This is a genomic window from uncultured Senegalimassilia sp., from assembly GCF_934636665.1.
Classification (GTDB): domain Bacteria; phylum Actinomycetota; class Coriobacteriia; order Coriobacteriales; family Eggerthellaceae; genus Senegalimassilia.
In genome coordinates this window covers 1-16,780 of sequence record NZ_CAKUAT010000001.1, presented here as the reverse complement: position 1 = coordinate 16,780, position 16,780 = coordinate 1, and the positions used below count along the sequence as shown (strand labels likewise).

General features: G+C 58.8%; 20 protein-coding genes. 9 read left to right on the top strand and 11 right to left on the bottom strand.

Annotated features, from left to right (window positions below; all coding sequences use genetic code 11):
* Positions 1-68: 68 nt before the first annotated feature.
* Positions 69-629 carry a TetR/AcrR family transcriptional regulator gene (locus tag Q0G75_RS00100; RefSeq protein ID WP_294414446.1) on the bottom strand — a complete coding sequence of 187 codons (561 nt, stop codon included), beginning with the start codon at positions 627-629 and terminating at the stop codon, positions 69-71.
* A 142-nt stretch (positions 630-771) separates the two neighbouring features.
* Here Q0G75_RS00100 and Q0G75_RS00095 point away from each other — a divergent pair, with 142 nt between their 5' ends.
* From Q0G75_RS00095 to Q0G75_RS00085, 3 genes are read left to right on the top strand one after another with little or no spacing between them, the layout of a single operon-like run.
* Positions 772-1,737 carry a Sir2 silent information regulator family NAD-dependent deacetylase gene (locus Q0G75_RS00095; RefSeq protein WP_294414445.1) on the top strand — a complete coding sequence of 322 codons (966 nt, stop codon included), beginning with the start codon at positions 772-774 and terminating at the stop codon, positions 1,735-1,737.
* 3 nt (positions 1,738-1,740) lie between these two features.
* Entirely contained in the window at positions 1,741-2,439 is a 699-nt protein-coding gene (locus Q0G75_RS00090; protein WP_294414444.1) for a hypothetical protein, read from the top strand.
* A complete protein-coding gene (locus tag Q0G75_RS00085; protein ID WP_294414442.1) occupies positions 2,427-2,834 on the top strand; it encodes a hypothetical protein in 408 nt (135 codons plus the stop codon). The genes Q0G75_RS00090 and Q0G75_RS00085 overlap by 13 nt, the downstream gene beginning before the upstream one ends.
* Before the next feature lie 266 nt (positions 2,835-3,100).
* On the opposite strand, the gene Q0G75_RS00080 is transcribed toward Q0G75_RS00085, so the two are convergent.
* The 9 genes from Q0G75_RS00080 to Q0G75_RS00040 all read right to left on the bottom strand — a co-directional run bounded on the left by Q0G75_RS00080 (position 3,101) and on the right by Q0G75_RS00040 (position 12,001).
* Positions 3,101-4,078, bottom strand: coding sequence for a helix-turn-helix transcriptional regulator (locus tag Q0G75_RS00080; protein ID WP_294414441.1), 978 nt, complete (start codon positions 4,076-4,078; stop codon positions 3,101-3,103).
* Between the two features lie 4 nt (positions 4,079-4,082).
* Positions 4,083-5,678, bottom strand: coding sequence for an ABC transporter ATP-binding protein (locus tag Q0G75_RS00075; protein WP_294414440.1), 1,596 nt, complete (start codon positions 5,676-5,678; stop codon positions 4,083-4,085).
* Positions 5,675-6,412, bottom strand: a complete 738-nt coding sequence (locus Q0G75_RS00070; protein WP_294414439.1) for an energy-coupling factor transporter transmembrane component T — start codon at positions 6,410-6,412, stop codon at positions 5,675-5,677. Before Q0G75_RS00070 ends, Q0G75_RS00075 begins: the two co-directional genes overlap by 4 nt.
* 25 nt (positions 6,413-6,437) lie before the next feature.
* Positions 6,438-7,058 carry an MptD family putative ECF transporter S component gene (locus Q0G75_RS00065; protein WP_294414438.1) on the bottom strand — a complete coding sequence of 207 codons (621 nt, stop codon included), beginning with the start codon at positions 7,056-7,058 and terminating at the stop codon, positions 6,438-6,440.
* A gap of 323 nt (positions 7,059-7,381) precedes the next feature.
* On the bottom strand, positions 7,382-8,134 hold the full coding sequence (gene istB / locus Q0G75_RS00060; RefSeq protein ID WP_294414437.1) for an IS21-like element helper ATPase IstB: 753 nt from the start codon (positions 8,132-8,134) through the stop codon (positions 7,382-7,384).
* Positions 8,134-9,576, bottom strand: a complete 1,443-nt coding sequence (gene istA / locus Q0G75_RS00055) for an IS21 family transposase (protein ID WP_294414436.1) — start codon at positions 9,574-9,576, stop codon at positions 8,134-8,136. Before istA ends, istB begins: the two co-directional genes overlap by 1 nt.
* Positions 9,577-9,667: 91 nt before the next feature.
* Positions 9,668-9,967, bottom strand: coding sequence for a hypothetical protein (locus Q0G75_RS00050; protein WP_294414435.1), 300 nt, complete (start codon positions 9,965-9,967; stop codon positions 9,668-9,670).
* Positions 9,968-10,279: 312 nt separating this feature from the next.
* Positions 10,280-11,500, bottom strand: a complete 1,221-nt coding sequence (locus tag Q0G75_RS00045) for a hypothetical protein (protein WP_294414434.1) — start codon at positions 11,498-11,500, stop codon at positions 10,280-10,282.
* Positions 11,501-11,506: 6 nt separating this feature from the next.
* Positions 11,507-12,001 (bottom strand): helix-turn-helix transcriptional regulator, encoded by a 495-nt coding sequence (locus Q0G75_RS00040; RefSeq protein WP_177711157.1) that lies wholly within the window; start codon positions 11,999-12,001, stop codon positions 11,507-11,509.
* Positions 12,002-12,201: 200 nt separating this feature from the next.
* On the opposite strand from Q0G75_RS00040, the gene Q0G75_RS00035 reads away from it, so the two are divergent.
* The 6 genes from Q0G75_RS00035 to Q0G75_RS00010 all read left to right on the top strand — a co-directional run bounded on the left by Q0G75_RS00035 (position 12,202) and on the right by Q0G75_RS00010 (position 15,951).
* Entirely contained in the window at positions 12,202-12,387 is a 186-nt protein-coding gene (locus Q0G75_RS00035; protein WP_294414431.1) for a hypothetical protein, read from the top strand.
* Positions 12,374-13,498 carry a site-specific integrase gene (locus tag Q0G75_RS00030; RefSeq protein WP_294414430.1) on the top strand — a complete coding sequence of 375 codons (1,125 nt, stop codon included), beginning with the start codon at positions 12,374-12,376 and terminating at the stop codon, positions 13,496-13,498. The genes Q0G75_RS00035 and Q0G75_RS00030 overlap by 14 nt, the downstream gene beginning before the upstream one ends.
* Positions 13,495-13,866 carry a hypothetical protein gene (locus Q0G75_RS00025; RefSeq protein WP_294414428.1) on the top strand — a complete coding sequence of 124 codons (372 nt, stop codon included), beginning with the start codon at positions 13,495-13,497 and terminating at the stop codon, positions 13,864-13,866. The genes Q0G75_RS00030 and Q0G75_RS00025 overlap by 4 nt, the downstream gene beginning before the upstream one ends.
* A 40-nt stretch (positions 13,867-13,906) precedes the next feature.
* Complete coding sequence (locus Q0G75_RS00020; RefSeq protein ID WP_294414426.1) at positions 13,907-14,806, top strand: AAA family ATPase; 900 nt, start codon at positions 13,907-13,909, stop codon at positions 14,804-14,806.
* Positions 14,790-15,197, top strand: a complete 408-nt coding sequence (locus tag Q0G75_RS00015; protein ID WP_294414425.1) for a hypothetical protein — start codon at positions 14,790-14,792, stop codon at positions 15,195-15,197. The genes Q0G75_RS00020 and Q0G75_RS00015 overlap by 17 nt, the downstream gene beginning before the upstream one ends.
* 82 nt (positions 15,198-15,279) lie before the next feature.
* Positions 15,280-15,951: a DUF3800 domain-containing protein gene (locus Q0G75_RS00010; RefSeq protein ID WP_294414424.1), complete on the top strand. Its 672-nt coding sequence runs from the start codon at positions 15,280-15,282 to the stop codon at positions 15,949-15,951.
* 619 nt (positions 15,952-16,570) lie between these two features.
* Here Q0G75_RS00010 and Q0G75_RS00005 read toward each other — a convergent pair.
* Positions 16,571-16,780, bottom strand: a 210-nt coding sequence (locus Q0G75_RS00005) for a hypothetical protein (RefSeq protein WP_294417658.1), incomplete at its 5' end; no start/stop codon positions are given.

Below are 16,780 nucleotides of genomic sequence, written 5' to 3'. Positions count from 1 at the left end.
CCCCCTTGAGAACCTGAACGGCCCGCCCTCGAGCGATTCGAAGGCGGGCCGTGGCTTAACCAAAGGTGTCACGTGTGGCTGATGGGCCCATGCACGAGGGAAATCGCCTGCAAGCCTCCCTCGGAATAGGCGTTGAGCAATCCTTGGGCGTGGTCGAATTCGGGACCTCGCCTCCAGCCGAGCAGGCGGTTGACCGCGAGATTGCCATGAACATTGTGGACGAAGACCAGGTAGGCGTCTTCGCGGGGAAGCCCGGTCTTTTCCATGATTCGAGGGAGCGCCTGCTCGGCACCCCGTTCGATGACGCGCTGGGCCACGCGGGCGTATGCGTCGTCGTCCGAGTAGAGCAGCAGGTACTCGTCGTTTGCCGGCGGACGCTGGCAAAGAGCCGTCGCTTCAACCCCGTCAAGCGGCGGCGCGGCTGCCAAAGCCTCGTCGATCAGCGCATCGAGCAGCGCGAACTTGTCTTCGTAGTGCAGGTAGAAGGTGCCACGGTTGATGTCCGCGCGGCGGCATATATCCGCCACGGTCATCTTCGCGAAACCGCCCTCGGCCAAAAGCGAGAAGAACCCCTCTCGTATGACCGAGAGCGTGTAGCGCCGGCGGCGGTCGATCTTCTTCTCTTTCATCGTTTCCCCTCCAGGTGGCTCAACGGTTTTCGGCGCTCGTCCGTTTATCGACAGCGCCCCCGATCTGTTCATTGCCCTTGTGTAAATCGACAACGATACTGTTTATAGACACCTGTTCATTGTACACGAAAGCGAGAGCAGTATGACCCCGTACGAACAGCTCGTCATCGAGCTTACCAACCGATCGTTCGCCTTTCAGGCCGCCTACCGGTCCGGAGGCACCCCCTACGAGCTAAGCGACCGCCAACCGGCTTCCTTCGAGCAGGAAATCGAAGCCTTTGCTCGCCTGGTCGAGGAAGCTGATTGCGTGCTCGTCGGGGGCGCGTCCGGGCTTTCCGCCGCAGGCGGCGGCGACTTCTATTACGAGGACAGCGCCACCTACCGCAAGCACTTCGGCAAGTTTGCCGAACGCTACGGTTTCAAGGGCGCCTTCGAAGGGTCCTTCTATCGTTGGCCCACCGCCGAAGCGCGCTGGGGCTATCTGGCTACCTTTCTCGACACCACGCTTAATGCCCCGCTGCGCAATCCCTACAAGGACCTCGACGCCATCCTTCGCGGCAAAGACTTCTTCGTGCTCACGACCAACCAGGACACGCAGTTCGTGAAGATCTACCCCTGGGGCAAGGTGGCCGAGATCCAGGGCGACCATCGATTCCTCCAGTGCTCTCGCTGCTGCGCCGACGACGTATGGGATGCAACCGAGCCGGTCGCTCGCATGATAGAGGCAATGGGGGACGGTCTGGAAGTGCCGAGCGAGCTCGTTCCGCGCTGCCCGCACTGTGGGGCCGAGGCCTTTCCCTGGGTGCGCGGCTACGGGAATTTCCTGCAGGGCGAGCTTTACGAGGAGCAGTATCGCAAGGTCTCCGATTGGCTTAGCGCGCATAAGCGGCAAAAGATCCTCTTCCTCGAGCTTGGCGTCGGCCGTATCACGCCAGCATTCATCCAGGAACCCTTCTGGGCGCTCACGGCGCAGCTGCCGCAGGCAAGCTACATTGCGGTGAACAACGCGACGCGCTTTTTGCCTCGTGCGATTGAGGACCACGGGATTGCCATCCGCGCCGACATCGCCGACGTGCTCGCAGGCGTGCGTCAAAAGCTGGGGAGGTAACCCATGGATATGGCGAAGGCGATTCGCGTAAACCAGGCGTTGTCCGAGGCCGACCTCGTCGTCATCGGCGCGAGCAATGGGTTCGACATGGCGGAGGGACTCAACATGTTCCTTGGCGACGACCATTTTTGGGAGGCGTACGGAGACCTCGCCAGGCTCGACGGCGTGGGTTGCATACTGCAGGGGCTTGCCTCCCCGAACGCGGACGTGCGCGATCGCTGGACCGCGCGCTTCTTGCGCAGGGAGCATATTGAATACGAGCCCAGCCCGCTTATGCTCGAGCTGCTCCGCCTCACGGGACATGCCGACACATTCGTGGTCACCTGCAACATCGACGGGCATTTCGTGAAAGCCGGGCTCAGCGAGAAGCGCGTGCTCGAGACGGAGGGCAGCATCTCTACATCGATCGACGAGCAGCGGCTTGCCCATCCAGATGCGACGGCGCTAGCGCAGCTCGATGAGCTCGCGCGACTCGTGCGGGCTCATCGCAACGGCAGGGTGGTCATCCTCGAGCTGGGTGTGGGAATGCGAAACGGCGTCATCAAGCGGATGCTCGCGCAAGTTGTCGACGCGTGCGAGCACGTTACCTACATCGTGTTCAACTACAGCGAAGCTGTGGCTCCCAACGCCTCTTGCGAGGACATTCTCGTGGAAGGCGACATGGCGGCGGCTTTCAGGGAGATCGCCCTATGTCAAGCGTAGCGCAAGGCGCAAGCAGGCTTCGCGGCCTCATCGACGATGCGGACGCTGTGCTCGTCGGCATCGGATCGGGCATGTCGAGCGCCGCCGGGTTCAACCACTATAACCGCGCGGGAATGGCACGCGCCGGGCTGGACGACTGGCGACAGGCATTCGGCTTCAAGAGCCTTTTCGATGGGTTCTACCACCTCTACCCCTCGCTCGAGCAGCAGTGGGCCTACTACGCGCGCTATATCGAGTTCATGTTGCGGGAGCCCGCCGCCCAGCCCTATCTCGACCTGCGCTCCCTCCTTGAGCACAAGGGCGCGGCTTGCTCATGCGCATCTGCTGAGCGTCAACATCGCGAACGGCTCGGCTCCGCTGCAGCTTGGGAGCAAGGCGGAGGCCATCCAAGCTGACTTGGGCGAATTGCTTTCAAGAGCGCGCGACTGTGGGGAATAGCAGGGGTACCAAGCGTTTCAGATCGTAAGAAAGGGTGTTCTCAGTTCCCAAGAGCACCCTTATCTACCTGCGATTATGTCGCTTTTCGTTGTCTACCGTCGCGAACCGTAGACGCCGGGATTTACTCCCACTCGATAAAAGAAATAGTGGTCTGTTTTTTGCAATTCTGCTCTTGGTCTATCCGTGTGGACACGCAAGTTTGATAGTGTTTGCGCTTCGCGCCTTACTCGCGCAGCTGAAAGGCATTTACTAAATATACGCTACCTGAGCTGTTTGCAGCTCGGTACCCTGAAGGCGATCGTCCGAAGGTTGCCGCGAAAGCGGCGGAGAATTTGCTCGGGTTGCGATATCCCACGGAGAGTGCAATATCCGATATGTTTTTATCGGTTGCGACAAGAAGCTGGGCGGCGCGCCCCATACGGCATTGGCGGCGGTATGCCATCGGCGCAATCCCGAACGCCTTCGTGAATTTTTCCTTGAAAGCGGATATGCCCATACATGACGCTTCTGCCACATCTGCCACTGCGACGTTCTGCTCGAGATTCGATCCGAGAAGCCTCATGCCCCTTTCAAGAGATTCGATAGTGCTTCTTTGCAGATAGTCTTCTGCTCGCGGGGCAAGACGAGGGGTCGCGTTGACAAGAGAGATGAGTTCGAGCGCTTTGAGGCGCAGCCGCATCAGCGGTTCCCGTTCGTCGATATCCCAAAACGATTCGAGAAGAGCCTTCATTGAGGGGTCGGGCGCATAGATCTTGCAGCCGCTCGACCCTGTGAGCCGCTGCGCAAGGGCATCGAAGTCGAGTGAGAGGAGGCGGGAGAGAACCTCCGCTCCCTCCGACCGGCTGATTCTGATGGTAAATCCTGTGTACAACGGCGCGGGAAACCTCATGGAGCGCTTTCTAACCCGCTCGTCATGCACGGCAAGCTCACCGTCTCCGAGGCGGATGGCATCGTCAAGTTGGAACCGACCGCGCAAGCACCAGTCAATCTGGAGCTCGAGCGGCTCGATGTCGTCCCATGACGCGGTGCCTTGGGGGATGTTGTTGAACGCCAGGGAAACGCCGTTGAAGAGCTCGAACACATCAATGACGCCCGCCTCGCTGCCGTCCATGCGCAGATGGTATCGAATGGACGCCCCGTCCGCTCTGACGGCGCGCAGCTTGTTGGCGTTTCTCTTTGCGAGTATGTCGAATACTGTCATGGCCTCACTCCTTCTGTCGCGAAGAAAGAGTCTTGCGGATTGGCGGATCATCTTCTCCTGCATGGTATTCCGACCGAAAGAAGGACGCTAGCCGGCTGATGCCGCTTTCTTCGAGCGGGTAAGCCTCCGTGATTCTCCCCCTGTCCATTACGGCGACGTGCGTGCAGCACGATAGCACGAGCTCCGGATCGTGCGTGATGACGACCTGCGTGATGCCTCGTTCGCGCACGCGGCGGATGCCTTCGGCGACCTGTCGCATGTGGAAGAGGTCGAGACCGCTCGTCGGCTCGTCGTAGACGACGAGCGCCCGGCTGGTGGCAAGCGCTTGGGCGATGGCGACGCGCTGGCGCTGCCCGCCCGAAAGCGACAGCGGGTGATCTTCGGCGAATAGGTCGAGGTCGAGGTCGCGCAGGATGTCGAGCCCGCGTTGCCGCCTGTCGGGTCCCTCCATGCCGAGCACCACCTCGTCGAGCACGCTTTCCGAGAAGAGCTGGTGGCTCGCATCCTGCATGACCATGAAGCATTTGCGCCTGCGCGCACGCTTTCCCAGGCGTGCCCCTTCTAAGGTCACGGTTCCGTCGCATCGGTTGAGGCCGCATACGGCTTCGGCGAAGGTGGACTTTCCAGCGCCGCATGCGCCGACAAGTGCCGTGATGCTTCCGGCGGGAAACTCGAGGCTTGCGATTTCGAGGGTTTTCTCGAGGACTCCGTTTTTCCGGCAGCGTGCTGTCAGGTTCTCGAAGCGCACCGCGTTTTCTCCGAGCGTTGCCTTTTGCGCATAGGGCATCGCTGGAATGTCACAGCGACCGCCGTTTCGGAAGATGCCGTCGATGCTTCGCGCGCGCAGCCCGAGCCGTATGCGCTCGGCATCGTCGAGACGCTCGAACTCGTCAGCCGTCCATCGGCGCGCGAGGTGGCCGCTGTCGAGGTAGAGCACGTGATCTGCGATCCCCTCAAGGTAGTGGATCCGATGCTCTGCCACGAGCACGGCGGTCCCTGTGGCCTTCCAGCGCGCAATTGCCAAGCGAAGCTGCGCGATTGCCTCGAAGTCGAGGTTGGACGACGGCTCGTCCAGCACGATGAGCGCGGGAGACGTAGCTGTGGCGCTTGCGCATGCCACGCGCTGCTTCTGACCGCCCGAGAGAGAAAAGAGGCTTTCGTCGATCAGGGGTGTTAGATTGAACTCCTTTGCCGAAGCGTCCACCCGCCGTTCGATATCGGCGGGTTCGAATCCCAGGTTCTCGCATCCGAAGGCGACTTCCCCCCGAACATCGACGTTGTAGAACTGAGTCTTGGGATTTTGAAAGACGCTGCCGACGAATCGTGCGGTCTCCCAGAGCTCCGCATGCGCGACGTCGAGGCCGCATACGCGAACGGTGCCGGTTTCCGCCCCTTCATAGAAATGCGGCGCGAGGCCATTCGCGAGGCGCGTGACGGTGGTCTTGCCGCAGCCGGACGGCCCGCACAGCAACGCAACCTCGCCTTTTCCCAGCGAAAGGGATATTCCCTCGACGCCTGCTCCGGAGTGTCCCCCCGCATAGGAAAACGACGCTTCGCTCATGAAAAGGACGGGGGATTTGGTCTGTGCTTCTTTTATCATGCGATCGCCTCCGGTAATGCGAGGCTCAAGGCGAGCGCCGCCGTTGCGGCAAGTGACACGGCGACAACTGCAGCGTCGACCAATGCGAACCCGACGCTGCCGGTGTTCGTTCTTGGCCAAGGCGCGCCGAGTCCTCGCGCCAAAGCGGCCGCGGACAGATCCTCCCCGATGGAGACGGCGCAGCTCATGAGCGGGACGAGGCAGTTTGCCACATAGGATGCCCCGCAGGAGATCGGGGTGATGTTTCGCATCCGCATGGCAGCGTTGATCGCCCGCGCTTCCTGGCCAAGCGTGGGAAAGAACCTGAACAGCACCGACAGCGGGATGGCGATCCAGTCGGGAATGCGCATGCGCCCCATTGCCGCCATGAACTCGGATACCGTCGTCGTGGCGAATACGAAATACGCGAGTGCAAGGGTGGGCACGAAGCGGGAGACTACGGTCGCTGTCGCAACGACAATAGCGTTCGCTATGCCTTCAAGCGCGGGTGCGGCGAACGCAGCGAGCGCGTAGGACCCGAGATACGCCGCGAGCATGATCCCTGCCGCACGCATGCGCCCTGATATCGCGAGCAGGCCGAACGGAAACAGCAGCATCGCCGTGCGCACGGCGAACATCGCGCCTCCGTTTCCTCCGAGCAGGAGTACCGTTGAGACTGCGAACAGCATTACCATCTTCGTGCGCGGGTCGAGCCGCACCGACCGCTCTCCTGCCTTCGACCGAAGTAGTTCCATTATCTAAGGTCCTTCCACGGCGTTTCTACGCGATGCCCGCGCGCACGAAGTGCTTCTTCAAGATGGCGCGCCCGATGAAGCCGCCGATGATTCCCGTTGCGAAACATGCTACGAGCAGAACCGGGTACGTTTCCGGTTGCAGATAGGTCATGAGCTCATTCACGTAGGCGTCGCCGTATTGGGCGCGCACGGTGGGGAGGTACGTGTCTGCAGTGATGAGAAACGGCAGGAAGTTGCCGATGATCCAGCAACTGAACACGCCGTGCGACAGGATGGCACGCGATGCTGACGCGTAGCCTCCCGATTTCCAGATGAGGTCGGCGATGAGCCCGAAGACGAGACCTGTTGCGATTGAGAAGTAGCCCATGCCGGTGATGAACATGATGATGCCGGTGAGCAGGCCGAGTATCGTTATCATTCCGAACTTGCGTGCGCGCGTGAGAAAAAGCATGTACGGTATTCCTGCGATGAGCGGAATGATTCCGCAAATGGCAGCCATGAGGATGGGGATGAATCCCAGACACGCTACCGCGAACACGACGACGAAGTATATCGCCGTGAAGATGCCTACATTGATGAGATCTTTTCCTGTTAGTCTCCCTCCCGTTTTCGACGTGGAAGCGGATGCGTTCCCAGTGGTTTTCATGTGCGAATCCTTTCCCGTGCGGCTCTTCGGCCGCCGCGTATTCTATGAAGTTTGCCATATGCAACAACAATCCATTTTGGCGAATACGCACAGAGCTGCAACTCCAAATAGCCGCGCGTGCTCTAAAAGGCCGCACGTCCTGCAGGACGGAAGGGTTCGATTTGCGGGCGCTCGGGACGGCGTCGCCACTGCGTGGGGGAGCAGCCGAACGTTCGGCGAAATGCCTCGCCGAACGCTGAGGTGCGCGCGTTGTGTTTGGCAACGGTTTTCTCGACACTTTGGCTGCCCGGTTCCGACAATCTGGCAAAAGAACCGCCGATGCCTCAGATTTCTGCCTTCCCGAGCATCAAGGCCTTGTCCATCCTCTTGCTCGTGCCGTTGAACTCGACGAGTCTTCCATGGTGGACCACCCTGTCGATCATCGCGGAGGCAAGCTTGTCGTCGCCCAGGATCGTTCCCCATTTGCTGAACTCGATGTTGGTGGTGAACACCACGCTTCGCTTCTCGTAGCATGCTGACACCACCTGGAACAGCAGCCTTGCGCCGTTAATGTCCAGGGGCACGTACCCGAACTCATCCAAGATCAGAAGGTCGGCCTTTGCCAGGTCCCTCATGAACTGATCTAAGGCGCCTGCAGAGTTTGCCATCGTAAGGGCCATGACGAGCTCCGCGGTGGTGAAGAACCTGACCGTCTTGCCGGAGCTCGCGGCGGCAACGCCGATGGCGATTGCCAGATGGGTCTTTCCGCGGCCGGTCTGGCCATAGAACACGAAGTCCTGGGCCCTGTCTATGAACCCCAGCCCCATCAGGTCCTCCGCGGTGTAGCCTTCGGGGAAGGACACCTGGGAGAAGTCGTAGCCTTCGAATGACTTGACTTGCGGGAACTTTGCCTTCCTGAACAGCCTGTCTCGCTTGCGCCTTTCCCTGACGCCCTGCTCGTCATCAAGCATCGCGGCCGCCGCGGCGAGCTGGCCCGGCGTTGCCGTGGCGCAGAACCTGTCGATCACCTCGTTGGAGAAGTACATCATCCTCGCCTTGTCCTTGAACTCCCTCGCCTCCTCTGCCTTCAAAGCCATTACCTGCCCCCGATTCCCAGCGCGCGGTCGTACTCCGACAGGTCGACGGGCTCGTCATATGCGATGGCGCCTCCCGCGCAGCGTGCCGCTGCGACGGCGACCGACGCCGCATCTACCGTCGCAATGAGCGCCATCTCCATGGCCGTGACGGTGGCGTCCCATCCGCGAACGGCGACCTCGTCCCTCATGGTTCTCAGGCTGGCCCGAAGGTCGCTTTTGTCTTTGCCGTCGAGATGGCTCCTCAGCATGTCGGGCATGCATGCCCTCACCTTGCTGTTCGTCCATCCACCCGGCTTGCTGCAAAGCGTCGCTATCTGGCTCGCAGGCTGCGACGAGTCCGACGGCGCATCTCCGTAGGCGCGCTCGTGACTGCACACGAAGGTGCCTTCCTCGTCGTATATGCGCACGTCGGTGGCGCCGAGCCCCACTATCGGCGTCGTTCCCGCAAGCGCCGGGTCCGTCGAGTAGAGGTGCTTGCCCTCGATGCGGACCTTGCCGTACTTGTCGGCCTTGGGCCTGACGTAGCGCACGACGTCGAACGGATTTTCCGGCAGGCCCGCCATGGCTACGCGGTCCTCCGCGAATAGCCGGGCCTCCGGCTCGCCCTTGCGCCAATGCTTCTGCTCGGAAAGGCGCATGCAGCGGTCGAGCAGGTGGCGGTTGTATATGTCGGCACCGCCGATGCGGGGAACGGGCACGAACAGGTTGCGGCGGATGAAGCCGACCTTGTTCTCCACGTTGCCCTTCTCGTTGCCCGAGTCCGGGTTGCAGAAAGAGTAGTCGAACCCGTAATGGGCGGAGAAAGCCGCGAACATCTCGGTGGTCCTTACGGTCGAGCAGGCCTTCCTGCCGACGCCGGTGGCGTTGTCGAACACTATGCGCGTTGGGACGCCGCCGCAGTACTCGAATATGTTGCGCAGGCCCTGGCAGACGCACTCGGCGTTCTGGCCGGGGAACACCTGCGCCAGGCCGACGTTCGAGTAAGGGAAGGTGACGACGAAGTACAGCATCCGCCTTCGCACGCCGCCGACGTAGAAATCGGCTTCGCCGAAGTCGGCCTGAGCCTCGCCGGGGGCCCATACCAGATCGAGAAACGCCTCCTTGGATTCCCTGCGCTCCGCCTTGAGGCGGGCGACGTAGTGGCGGACGGTGGACTCGCTTGCCTCGCAGCCGCACTCGTCTCTGAGGCGGGCGTGTATGCGCGCGGCAGTGTGGCGCTGCTTGCGCCATGACCTGGCATCCTCGTCGAGCCAACCCTCGATAACGCTGCGGTATTGGTCCATCATCGACGAGCCCGGGCGTTTAACGGGCATCTTCGGGGAGAGGTCGTCAAGGGCGAGGTATTTGTATACGGTGTCGCGGCTGACGCCGGTGATCCGGCTTATGGAAGCGATGCTCTCGCCGCTCTTTCTCAATTGCCGTATAGTTACGACTTGGGACATGCTGATCATTTTCCTTTCTGGCCTCCTTAGTCGATTACCGAAGCAATGACTAGGTTAGGCCGATAGCTTGTGATCGGCATGTTCTTTGCTGCTATGCCCGAATCAGGTCAGCCGAAGTGTCGACTTTTACGCTACCGCATACAGCGCGTATCCCATCGCGCGCCACATCCGTCTCCCCGGAGCCGAGCAGGCTGCAAGCGGCTCCCATACGCTCTGCCCGAAGGCGCTCTGCCACGCCCATCCCTCGCACGTTTTTGAAAGCGTCGTAGAGACGCGAGCGGCTCACGAAAAGCTCGTCAGTGATCGCCTTTACGGTGAGTCCCTCGTAAAACCGCGCCGCGTCGTCTCTCGTTTGCCTCTCCATGCGTACGGTGACGTTGATCGTCTCCATCGGGGCCTCCCTGCGTCATGGGTGCGTCATGCGGCCATTGTACGTGCGACAGGCGCGGTTTCCCGCGAATCCGTCACGTGGCGACTGGAACACATCGTGACCCGCTCCCATACGTAAAGATGGCCCCCATGATGCAGTGTGCCATGGGGGCCATCTAGGCAGTCGTGCACGTGTATTGCACGTGTTTTTGCTACTCCCACTCAAGTTTGAGATTGTGAATCCTCGTGCATCGTTATGTCGTTTAGTAGCGTGGTTTGACCCCAGTAGACAATGAAACGCGAAATCCATGTACTCAAACGACACTCACGGGTTTTATGATTCTGCAAGATTCCGCTGGCTTGCATCTGTGAGTAACTTATCAAGTATTTTCAAGGCTTTCGCAAGCGCCCCATAAAGAGTCCAGTATGTATCAGCTTGTTCTTTACCGAGCTCTTGGCCTCTGATTTCGTAGAACATGGACGTCATTTCAATTGAGGAGCCGCCGAACGAAAGCGTTTTCTTTAGCCAGGAGTATTTGATTCCTTGAATGTCGACAATTCGGGTGTCGTTAAAATACTCCGGTCCTATCAAATTATAGGCACCTGGAAGATAACGCCTAATGTCTTCGCTCAAAGGCTGGCCCCAGTATGAGAACAAGAGGCCTGGTCTTCCTTTAAGATACGAGCTTAACAGCTTGCATAGATATTCCAGAGGGACATGAGTCTGGGTCATGTTCATGACATCAGATTCTCCATCCGTTTCTTTGTAGAGATCGGTCAGTAGGAGCACACTTACGGGTTCTTCGAGAGATGTGAATTGTTCTATCTGGTGAGCGCATGAGAGAGCTCGTTCTTCGTTAAGAAGAACATTTCTGATAAATGAATCAAACAGATTGCTGAGCTGCTCATAAACAATCACGGCATGCAAGTAGATATCAACATCGGGACTCGTTGATAAAAATTTCTTCACCTTTTCATTGAGGTAATTTGACGTGTGCTCGTTGAGCAGTTTTGAACTGTCGAGAATCAGTTTAGATTCAGGTAGACCATTTTGATTAATGCTGCGATTAAGCTTTAGCGGAAGATTTCCCTCGTGTTGATATACATTTCGAAGTTTATAAAACAGCGAGTACGAGTCGCCTTGGTCGTAAATCGCCGAAACCTGCTGCGAAAAGTTTTTAGCTTCCGCCTCTCCCATGGTTGCCTTGATTTTGTTTTCGAAGTGAGTGACGGTTCTTACGATTGCTTCAGCATACGACTCAAGAATTCTCTGGGCTTTCTTTACTACTTGAAGATCCTTGCTATCGATAGTTTCCATTGAAGCGACAACTGCCGCAAAAATGTCATTGAAGTCGGTAATGATATCGGCAAAAGCTGAAGCGCTCATTATCGACTCAATTTCTCCGAGCTGGATTTCGTACTCAGACTTCAGTAAAGGTATCACGCACGTAATATCGGCCTTGGTGCCCTTCTTTAACGAAGGTTTTGAAACAAAATATCCATAGGAGTGTCCGGTCTTGTTGAATTCATCTTTGTAGCGAGAATCTTCGGTCATGAATTCCTACTTCCCAGTCCAAGGGCTCTTGCCATCAGGGGTGTTCATCCAGGTGCCGCCCTCATAGGTCTCTTTGAAATCCTCGTACTCTTCTCGGGTAATCTCCTTGGCCTCCAACTTCTCCTTCATCTCGTTCCAGTTGGAGAGTAGGGCGAAGAAGGAAGATGCGCCAGGCTTGGCGACGATGGCTGGCTGGCCGTTTATCTTGGTCACGGTATAGCCAAGGGTGTCTTCGTTCTCGAGGATTGCGTAGTAGAACTCCATGTAGGGGCCGAACTCAGGGGAGCTGAGGTACTCCGGCCTGACCTTGAGCGTCTTGGCAATGCGTTCGCTGATCTCGGGCTTAGCTTTCCTGGCCCCAAGCTCATAGCTGCGATAGGCGGTCTCGCTGATGCCTGCGAAGTCGGCCACTTGCTTCTGGGTGAGGCCCCTTTTGCCCCTGAGCCTCCTTATCGTGCGTGCGAATCTCGAACTCTCGTCACCAAACAATTCCTCAAGCATGCTTTCGTCCTGCCCTAATGGTTCCACCTAGCGCATTGAAAACGCTGTGCAAATGGTACCACCTCACGTATTTGTGAGCAATTCCTGCGATTTCCATTTAACTCACGTTTTTGTGAGGTATTCTGTTCACATAAGCAAACCTCACGAATCCGTGATGTTTGACGGCGACTCGAAGACACGAGATGAGAATGAGTACACAGATGATCGGAGCAGAGGAAGTCGCAAAGGCCCTGAACACCTCGAAGGGCTACGCCTACAAGGTGATCCGCAAGCTCAACGCCGAGCAGGAGGAGAAAGGCTGCCTGGTGGTGAAGGGAAAGGTCAGCGCCGACTACTTCGCCGAGCGCTACTTCGGAAAGAAGGGCGGCGCGAATGTCGATCAATAAGGACCACGAGCGCGGCACCTACTACGTCCAATGCTATTACCGCGATTGGACCGGGGAGCGCAAGAAGAAGACCAAGCGCGGATTCAAGACAAAGAAGGCCGCTGCAGCCTGGGAGGTGGACTTCCTGCGGCAGATGGAGGGAACGCCAGACATGACGCTCAACGCGTTCTACGAGCTGTACAAGAAGGACATCGCCAAGAAGGTGCGCATCACCACCCAGCGCGGAAAGCAGCAGCTCATCGAGACCAAAATCCTCCCCTACCTGGGCGAGAAGAGGCTCACAGATATAACGCCGCTGGACATCCTCAGCTGGCAGAATGCCATACAGTCGGGGACCACGTCCAACGGCCTTGCCTACAAGGACTCCTACCTGCGAACCATCGGCAACCAGCTGTCGGCAATGCTCAACCATGCCGTCCGCTACTACAACCTTCCCAGCAACCCCATGAGCAAGGTCGACCGAATGGGCAGCAAGAAGACCGACGAGATGCACTTCTGGACCAAGGACGAGTATAAGCGATTCTCCCGGGTGATCATGGACAAGGACGTCTTGCTCATGATCTTCGATGTTCTGTACTGGCTGGGAGTGCGCAGCGGCGAGGCATTGGCGCTCGCGCCCGCCGACTTCGATCTCAAGCGCGGCAGGGTCAGCATCACCAAGACCTACCACCGAATCGACGGCGAGGACGTGATGACCCCGCCGAAGACCCGCAAGTCCAACAGGGTCATCGTGCTCCCGAGGTTCCTCATCGACGAAATCAAGGATTACCTGCTGGCCAATCTAGCAATCCGAACAACCGACCGAATGTTCCCCGTCACCAAGAACTTCCTCAGGCACGAGATGGAGCGAGGATGCAGGGCTGCCGGACTCGAGCCGATCCGAATCCCCGACCTGCGCCACAGCCATGTTTCTTTGCTCATCGAGATGGGCTTCTCCGCCCTTGCCATCGCTGACAGGCTCGGACACGAAAGCACCGAGGTGACCATGATGTACGCCCACCTTTTCCCCAACAAGCAGGACGAGATGACGCAGCAGCTCGACGAGCAGCGCGGCCCGCAAGGGGTCTTCGCCGCAGATGAGATCAAGCCAATGAAGGAGATGTTCAAATGAGCGAGAAGAACCTCGACCCCCAGGGCCGCATGCGAAGCAAGACCGTCGCATTCCGGATGTCCCCGGAGGAGGCGGATCTGCTGCAGAGGTACGCGGACATGAGCGGAATGACCAAGCAGGACTACCTAATCAGCAGGGTATTGCAGCGCGAAGTGACCGTGATTCCCAACAAGCGCATGCAGCTGTACATGGAGGAGAACATGCTCTATGCCTTCAAGGAGCTCAGGCGCCTTGACGCGGGGCAGGTCCTGCCACAGGACCTATCGGAGTTGGTCAGGATGCTGGCTGGCATCTTCGCCGCATTGGGTGGGGAAGACGATGCTGCGGCAGCCTCCGACGACGACCTGATCATGGGATTGGAGAGGTAAACGGTGACTTCTCCTGCAGACCAGGACGGCCCAGGACCTCATGACCGACCCCATCGAGGAGAGGCCCATGCTCATCCATGGGCTCATGGGCGACGGCCTCGGCTTTCTGTGCGCGGCGCCCAAGTCCGGCAAGAGCTGGCTGGCCATGGAAATCGGCATCTGCGTGGCGACGGGAACGCCGTTGTGGGGCCATCAGGTGCGCAAGGGAGCCGTTCTGCACCTTCCGCTGGAAGACACCTACCAAAGGATCACGCAGCGCCTCTGGAGGCTCGCTGACGAGGTTGACGGCAACCTGTTCTTCGCCACGGAGGCCGATGCCCTGGCCGGCGGCCTCCTGGACCAGCTCGCCGATTTCCACGAAGGCCACCCGGACCTCGCGTTGGTGATCATCGACACGCTGCAGATGGTCAGGACCACTTCGCGTGACTACAGCTATTCGGCCGACTACAGGGACATCTCGGAGCTGAAGCGCTTCGCCGACGCGCACGGGATAACCATCCTCATCGTCCACCACACCCGCAAGATGGGCGACAGCGACGTCATGAACACCGTCTCCGGCACCAACGCCATCACCGGCGCGGCGGACTTCACCTGGGTCATCAAGAGGAACAGGAACGACAACGACGCCACGCTGACCATCACCGGCAGAGACGTCGAGGAAAGGGTGGCGGACATCAGCTTTCGCGGCTACCGCTGGGAGATGGTCAAGGAGAAAACGGCAGAGGAGCTGGCCGAATCGACGGTGCCTCTGTGCGTATCCGCGGTCATCGGGTTCGTCGCCGATCTCGGTCATTGGGAAGGTTCCACGAACGCGCTCATGGAAGAGGTGGGGATCGCCGGGATGACGGCGGCGACCGCCCCGGGAGCCGCCCGTGGCTGGGCGCACGAGGGAGCCTCGAGACGAAAGGAGCTCGAGGACGACCATGACCAAGAGCATTAGCAGGAGCCAGGTGAGGCTCATCGCATCGACCAACGCGATATTCGGCGCCGACGAGGCGTGCGCGATGCTGCGCATCAGCCGCGACGCCACGTACCGGCTCGCCAGGGACCCCGATGACCCGTTCCCGATCCGTTACATCGGCGGCAAGACGCGCGACGGCATCGTGCTGCACGACTGTGGCCGGGGTGGTGAAATTGCTGGCACCAAGGTCTCGTCTCGCTGGGGGTCGGGAAGGAGCGAGAAGCCGAGCACGTGCCGTCTGTCGCTTGCATGTCCGTCCAGGTGCGCTATGTTGCGGGCATCGATTCCGGCGTGGTCGCGACCATCTGGTAGAGTGCGGACCCATCAAAGTAACGCCGACGCGCGCCTTGAACTTCCGCGCAGCCCATGATATAAGGTAATTGGTTTTCCGTTAGGAAGGCTTCCAAGTGCCGGGGACGTTTTCCCCGGCTTTTTTCTTATCCAGGAGAATAATGCGAGAACTCAGCATCTTCGTCGACGAGTCGGGAAGTGACGGCCTCTCCGACCGCTACTACCTGCTCACCGTCGTCATGCACGACCAATCCGACAGCATCGCGGACTCAATCGAGGCATATGAGAGCGCCCTCCGCGCGAAAGGGCTTCCGGACATACCTTTTCACGCGTCGCCGCTCATGAACGGCAAGGATCTGTATTCCGGGCTCGACCTGAGAACGCGCAAGATGATGCTCGGCTCCTTCCGGGTATTCTTCCGCCACATGCCCGTGAGGTATCATACCTTCGCATACGCGACCAAGCAGTTCGCCTCGCTCGATAAGCTCGCGGGGGCGATGCGCAGGGATATAGTGAACTTCCTGTTCGACAACCTTGCGGAGCTGCAGGCGTACGACGCGGTCAAGGTTTACTACGACAATGGCCAGCACTCCGTCGCGGAATCGCTTCACCGTGCGATCGAGTATGCGCTGTCGAAGAATGCGGTCGTCTACCGCTCGGCGCAGCCTTCTGAGTACCGGCTGTCGCAGGCGGCGGACTACATCTGTACCATGGAACTCACAGCAATCAAGTACGCGGACCATACAGCCACCGCTACGGACGAGAAGTTCTTCGGAAAGTGGTCCGATTTCAAGAAGGGCATACTGAAGGAGACGCGCAAGAAGCTCGTATAGCGGAACGCTGTGCGGGGGGCGACAAGGGGTGGGAGACACGCTTCGAGTGCAGGAATCTTAAGCGCAAACAGAAGCGTTGCGGCTATTGTTCGGCTCCGATATAGACCCTGGCATGAGCAGAGCCACGTCTCTTGTTCGCATGCTTGCATTGTCGCAAAGATTATAGCAATGCAAGCATGGACATTTCATTGGGCGTGAAACCATAAAGGTTGCCCGGAGGTTGCCAAAAGAAAAGCCTCTGACCTGTTTGTGCAGGTCAGAGGCTCGTAATCGCTAGATATCAACCTACTCCCACTCGATGGTTCTGATTTTGCTGCCCCATCATTCCAGTTGCATCCAGTTTTCGGTGCCGTCTCGAGCCGGGTGCCGCCAAGTAACACCATGTCGCGTTTCTTCGGCTTCGGGGACAAAAGTCGGGATAACTTCAAAAACTTTTTTCAAACTCAGGACGTTGAGTTTTTGTTTTTGTCCCAAAGGCCGCGATTGGCCGCCTTTGGAGGCTCGATAGCGCCGAAAACGCCCGTTTTGAAACTCAGCCGCCCTTTAGCTTGCAAGCCGCCAGCTGCAATCGTAAGTGAATCAGCGCGGGTGGCTTGCGCATCGTGCGCAAAACCCCAGCTCACAGGTCTTCGCCATCGGCGGTCAAAGGGAGTTGTCTCAGGTGGCTTGCCCATGAGTCGACGGTGAGGCCTCCACCGAATGTCGAGAACATGCTGGTAAAATAGGCAATACTTTTTATGACAGGAGACCGGGCATGGCCGAACCCCACGATAGGAAGCCGATCCTCACGATCGAGCAGCAGATAGAGCACCTCAAGCAGAAGGGCGTA

Bases quoted from the DNA above. Each gene is read 5' to 3' on its own strand.
- Q0G75_RS00100 (WP_294414446.1), bottom strand. From the start codon at position 629: ATGAAAGAGAAGAAGATCGACCGCCGCCGGCGCTACACGCTCTCGGTC.
- Q0G75_RS00095 (WP_294414445.1), top strand. From the start codon at position 772: ATGACCCCGTACGAACAGCTCGTCATCGAGCTTACCAACCGATCGTTC.
- Q0G75_RS00090 (WP_294414444.1), top strand. From the start codon at position 1,741: ATGGATATGGCGAAGGCGATTCGCGTAAACCAGGCGTTGTCCGAGGCC.
- Q0G75_RS00085 (WP_294414442.1), top strand. From the start codon at position 2,427: ATGTCAAGCGTAGCGCAAGGCGCAAGCAGGCTTCGCGGCCTCATCGAC.
- Q0G75_RS00080 (WP_294414441.1), bottom strand. From the start codon at position 4,078: ATGACAGTATTCGACATACTCGCAAAGAGAAACGCCAACAAGCTGCGC.
- Q0G75_RS00075 (WP_294414440.1), bottom strand. From the start codon at position 5,678: ATGATAAAAGAAGCACAGACCAAATCCCCCGTCCTTTTCATGAGCGAA.
- Q0G75_RS00070 (WP_294414439.1), bottom strand. From the start codon at position 6,412: ATGGAACTACTTCGGTCGAAGGCAGGAGAGCGGTCGGTGCGGCTCGAC.
- Q0G75_RS00065 (WP_294414438.1), bottom strand. From the start codon at position 7,058: ATGAAAACCACTGGGAACGCATCCGCTTCCACGTCGAAAACGGGAGGG.
- istB (WP_294414437.1), bottom strand. From the start codon at position 8,134: ATGGCTTTGAAGGCAGAGGAGGCGAGGGAGTTCAAGGACAAGGCGAGG.
- istA (WP_294414436.1), bottom strand. From the start codon at position 9,576: ATGTCCCAAGTCGTAACTATACGGCAATTGAGAAAGAGCGGCGAGAGC.
- Q0G75_RS00050 (WP_294414435.1), bottom strand. From the start codon at position 9,967: ATGGAGACGATCAACGTCACCGTACGCATGGAGAGGCAAACGAGAGAC.
- Q0G75_RS00045 (WP_294414434.1), bottom strand. From the start codon at position 11,500: ATGACCGAAGATTCTCGCTACAAAGATGAATTCAACAAGACCGGACAC.
- Q0G75_RS00040 (WP_177711157.1), bottom strand. From the start codon at position 12,001: ATGCTTGAGGAATTGTTTGGTGACGAGAGTTCGAGATTCGCACGCACG.
- Q0G75_RS00035 (WP_294414431.1), top strand. From the start codon at position 12,202: ATGATCGGAGCAGAGGAAGTCGCAAAGGCCCTGAACACCTCGAAGGGC.
- Q0G75_RS00030 (WP_294414430.1), top strand. From the start codon at position 12,374: ATGTCGATCAATAAGGACCACGAGCGCGGCACCTACTACGTCCAATGC.
- Q0G75_RS00025 (WP_294414428.1), top strand. From the start codon at position 13,495: ATGAGCGAGAAGAACCTCGACCCCCAGGGCCGCATGCGAAGCAAGACC.
- Q0G75_RS00020 (WP_294414426.1), top strand. From the start codon at position 13,907: ATGACCGACCCCATCGAGGAGAGGCCCATGCTCATCCATGGGCTCATG.
- Q0G75_RS00015 (WP_294414425.1), top strand. From the start codon at position 14,790: ATGACCAAGAGCATTAGCAGGAGCCAGGTGAGGCTCATCGCATCGACC.
- Q0G75_RS00010 (WP_294414424.1), top strand. From the start codon at position 15,280: ATGCGAGAACTCAGCATCTTCGTCGACGAGTCGGGAAGTGACGGCCTC.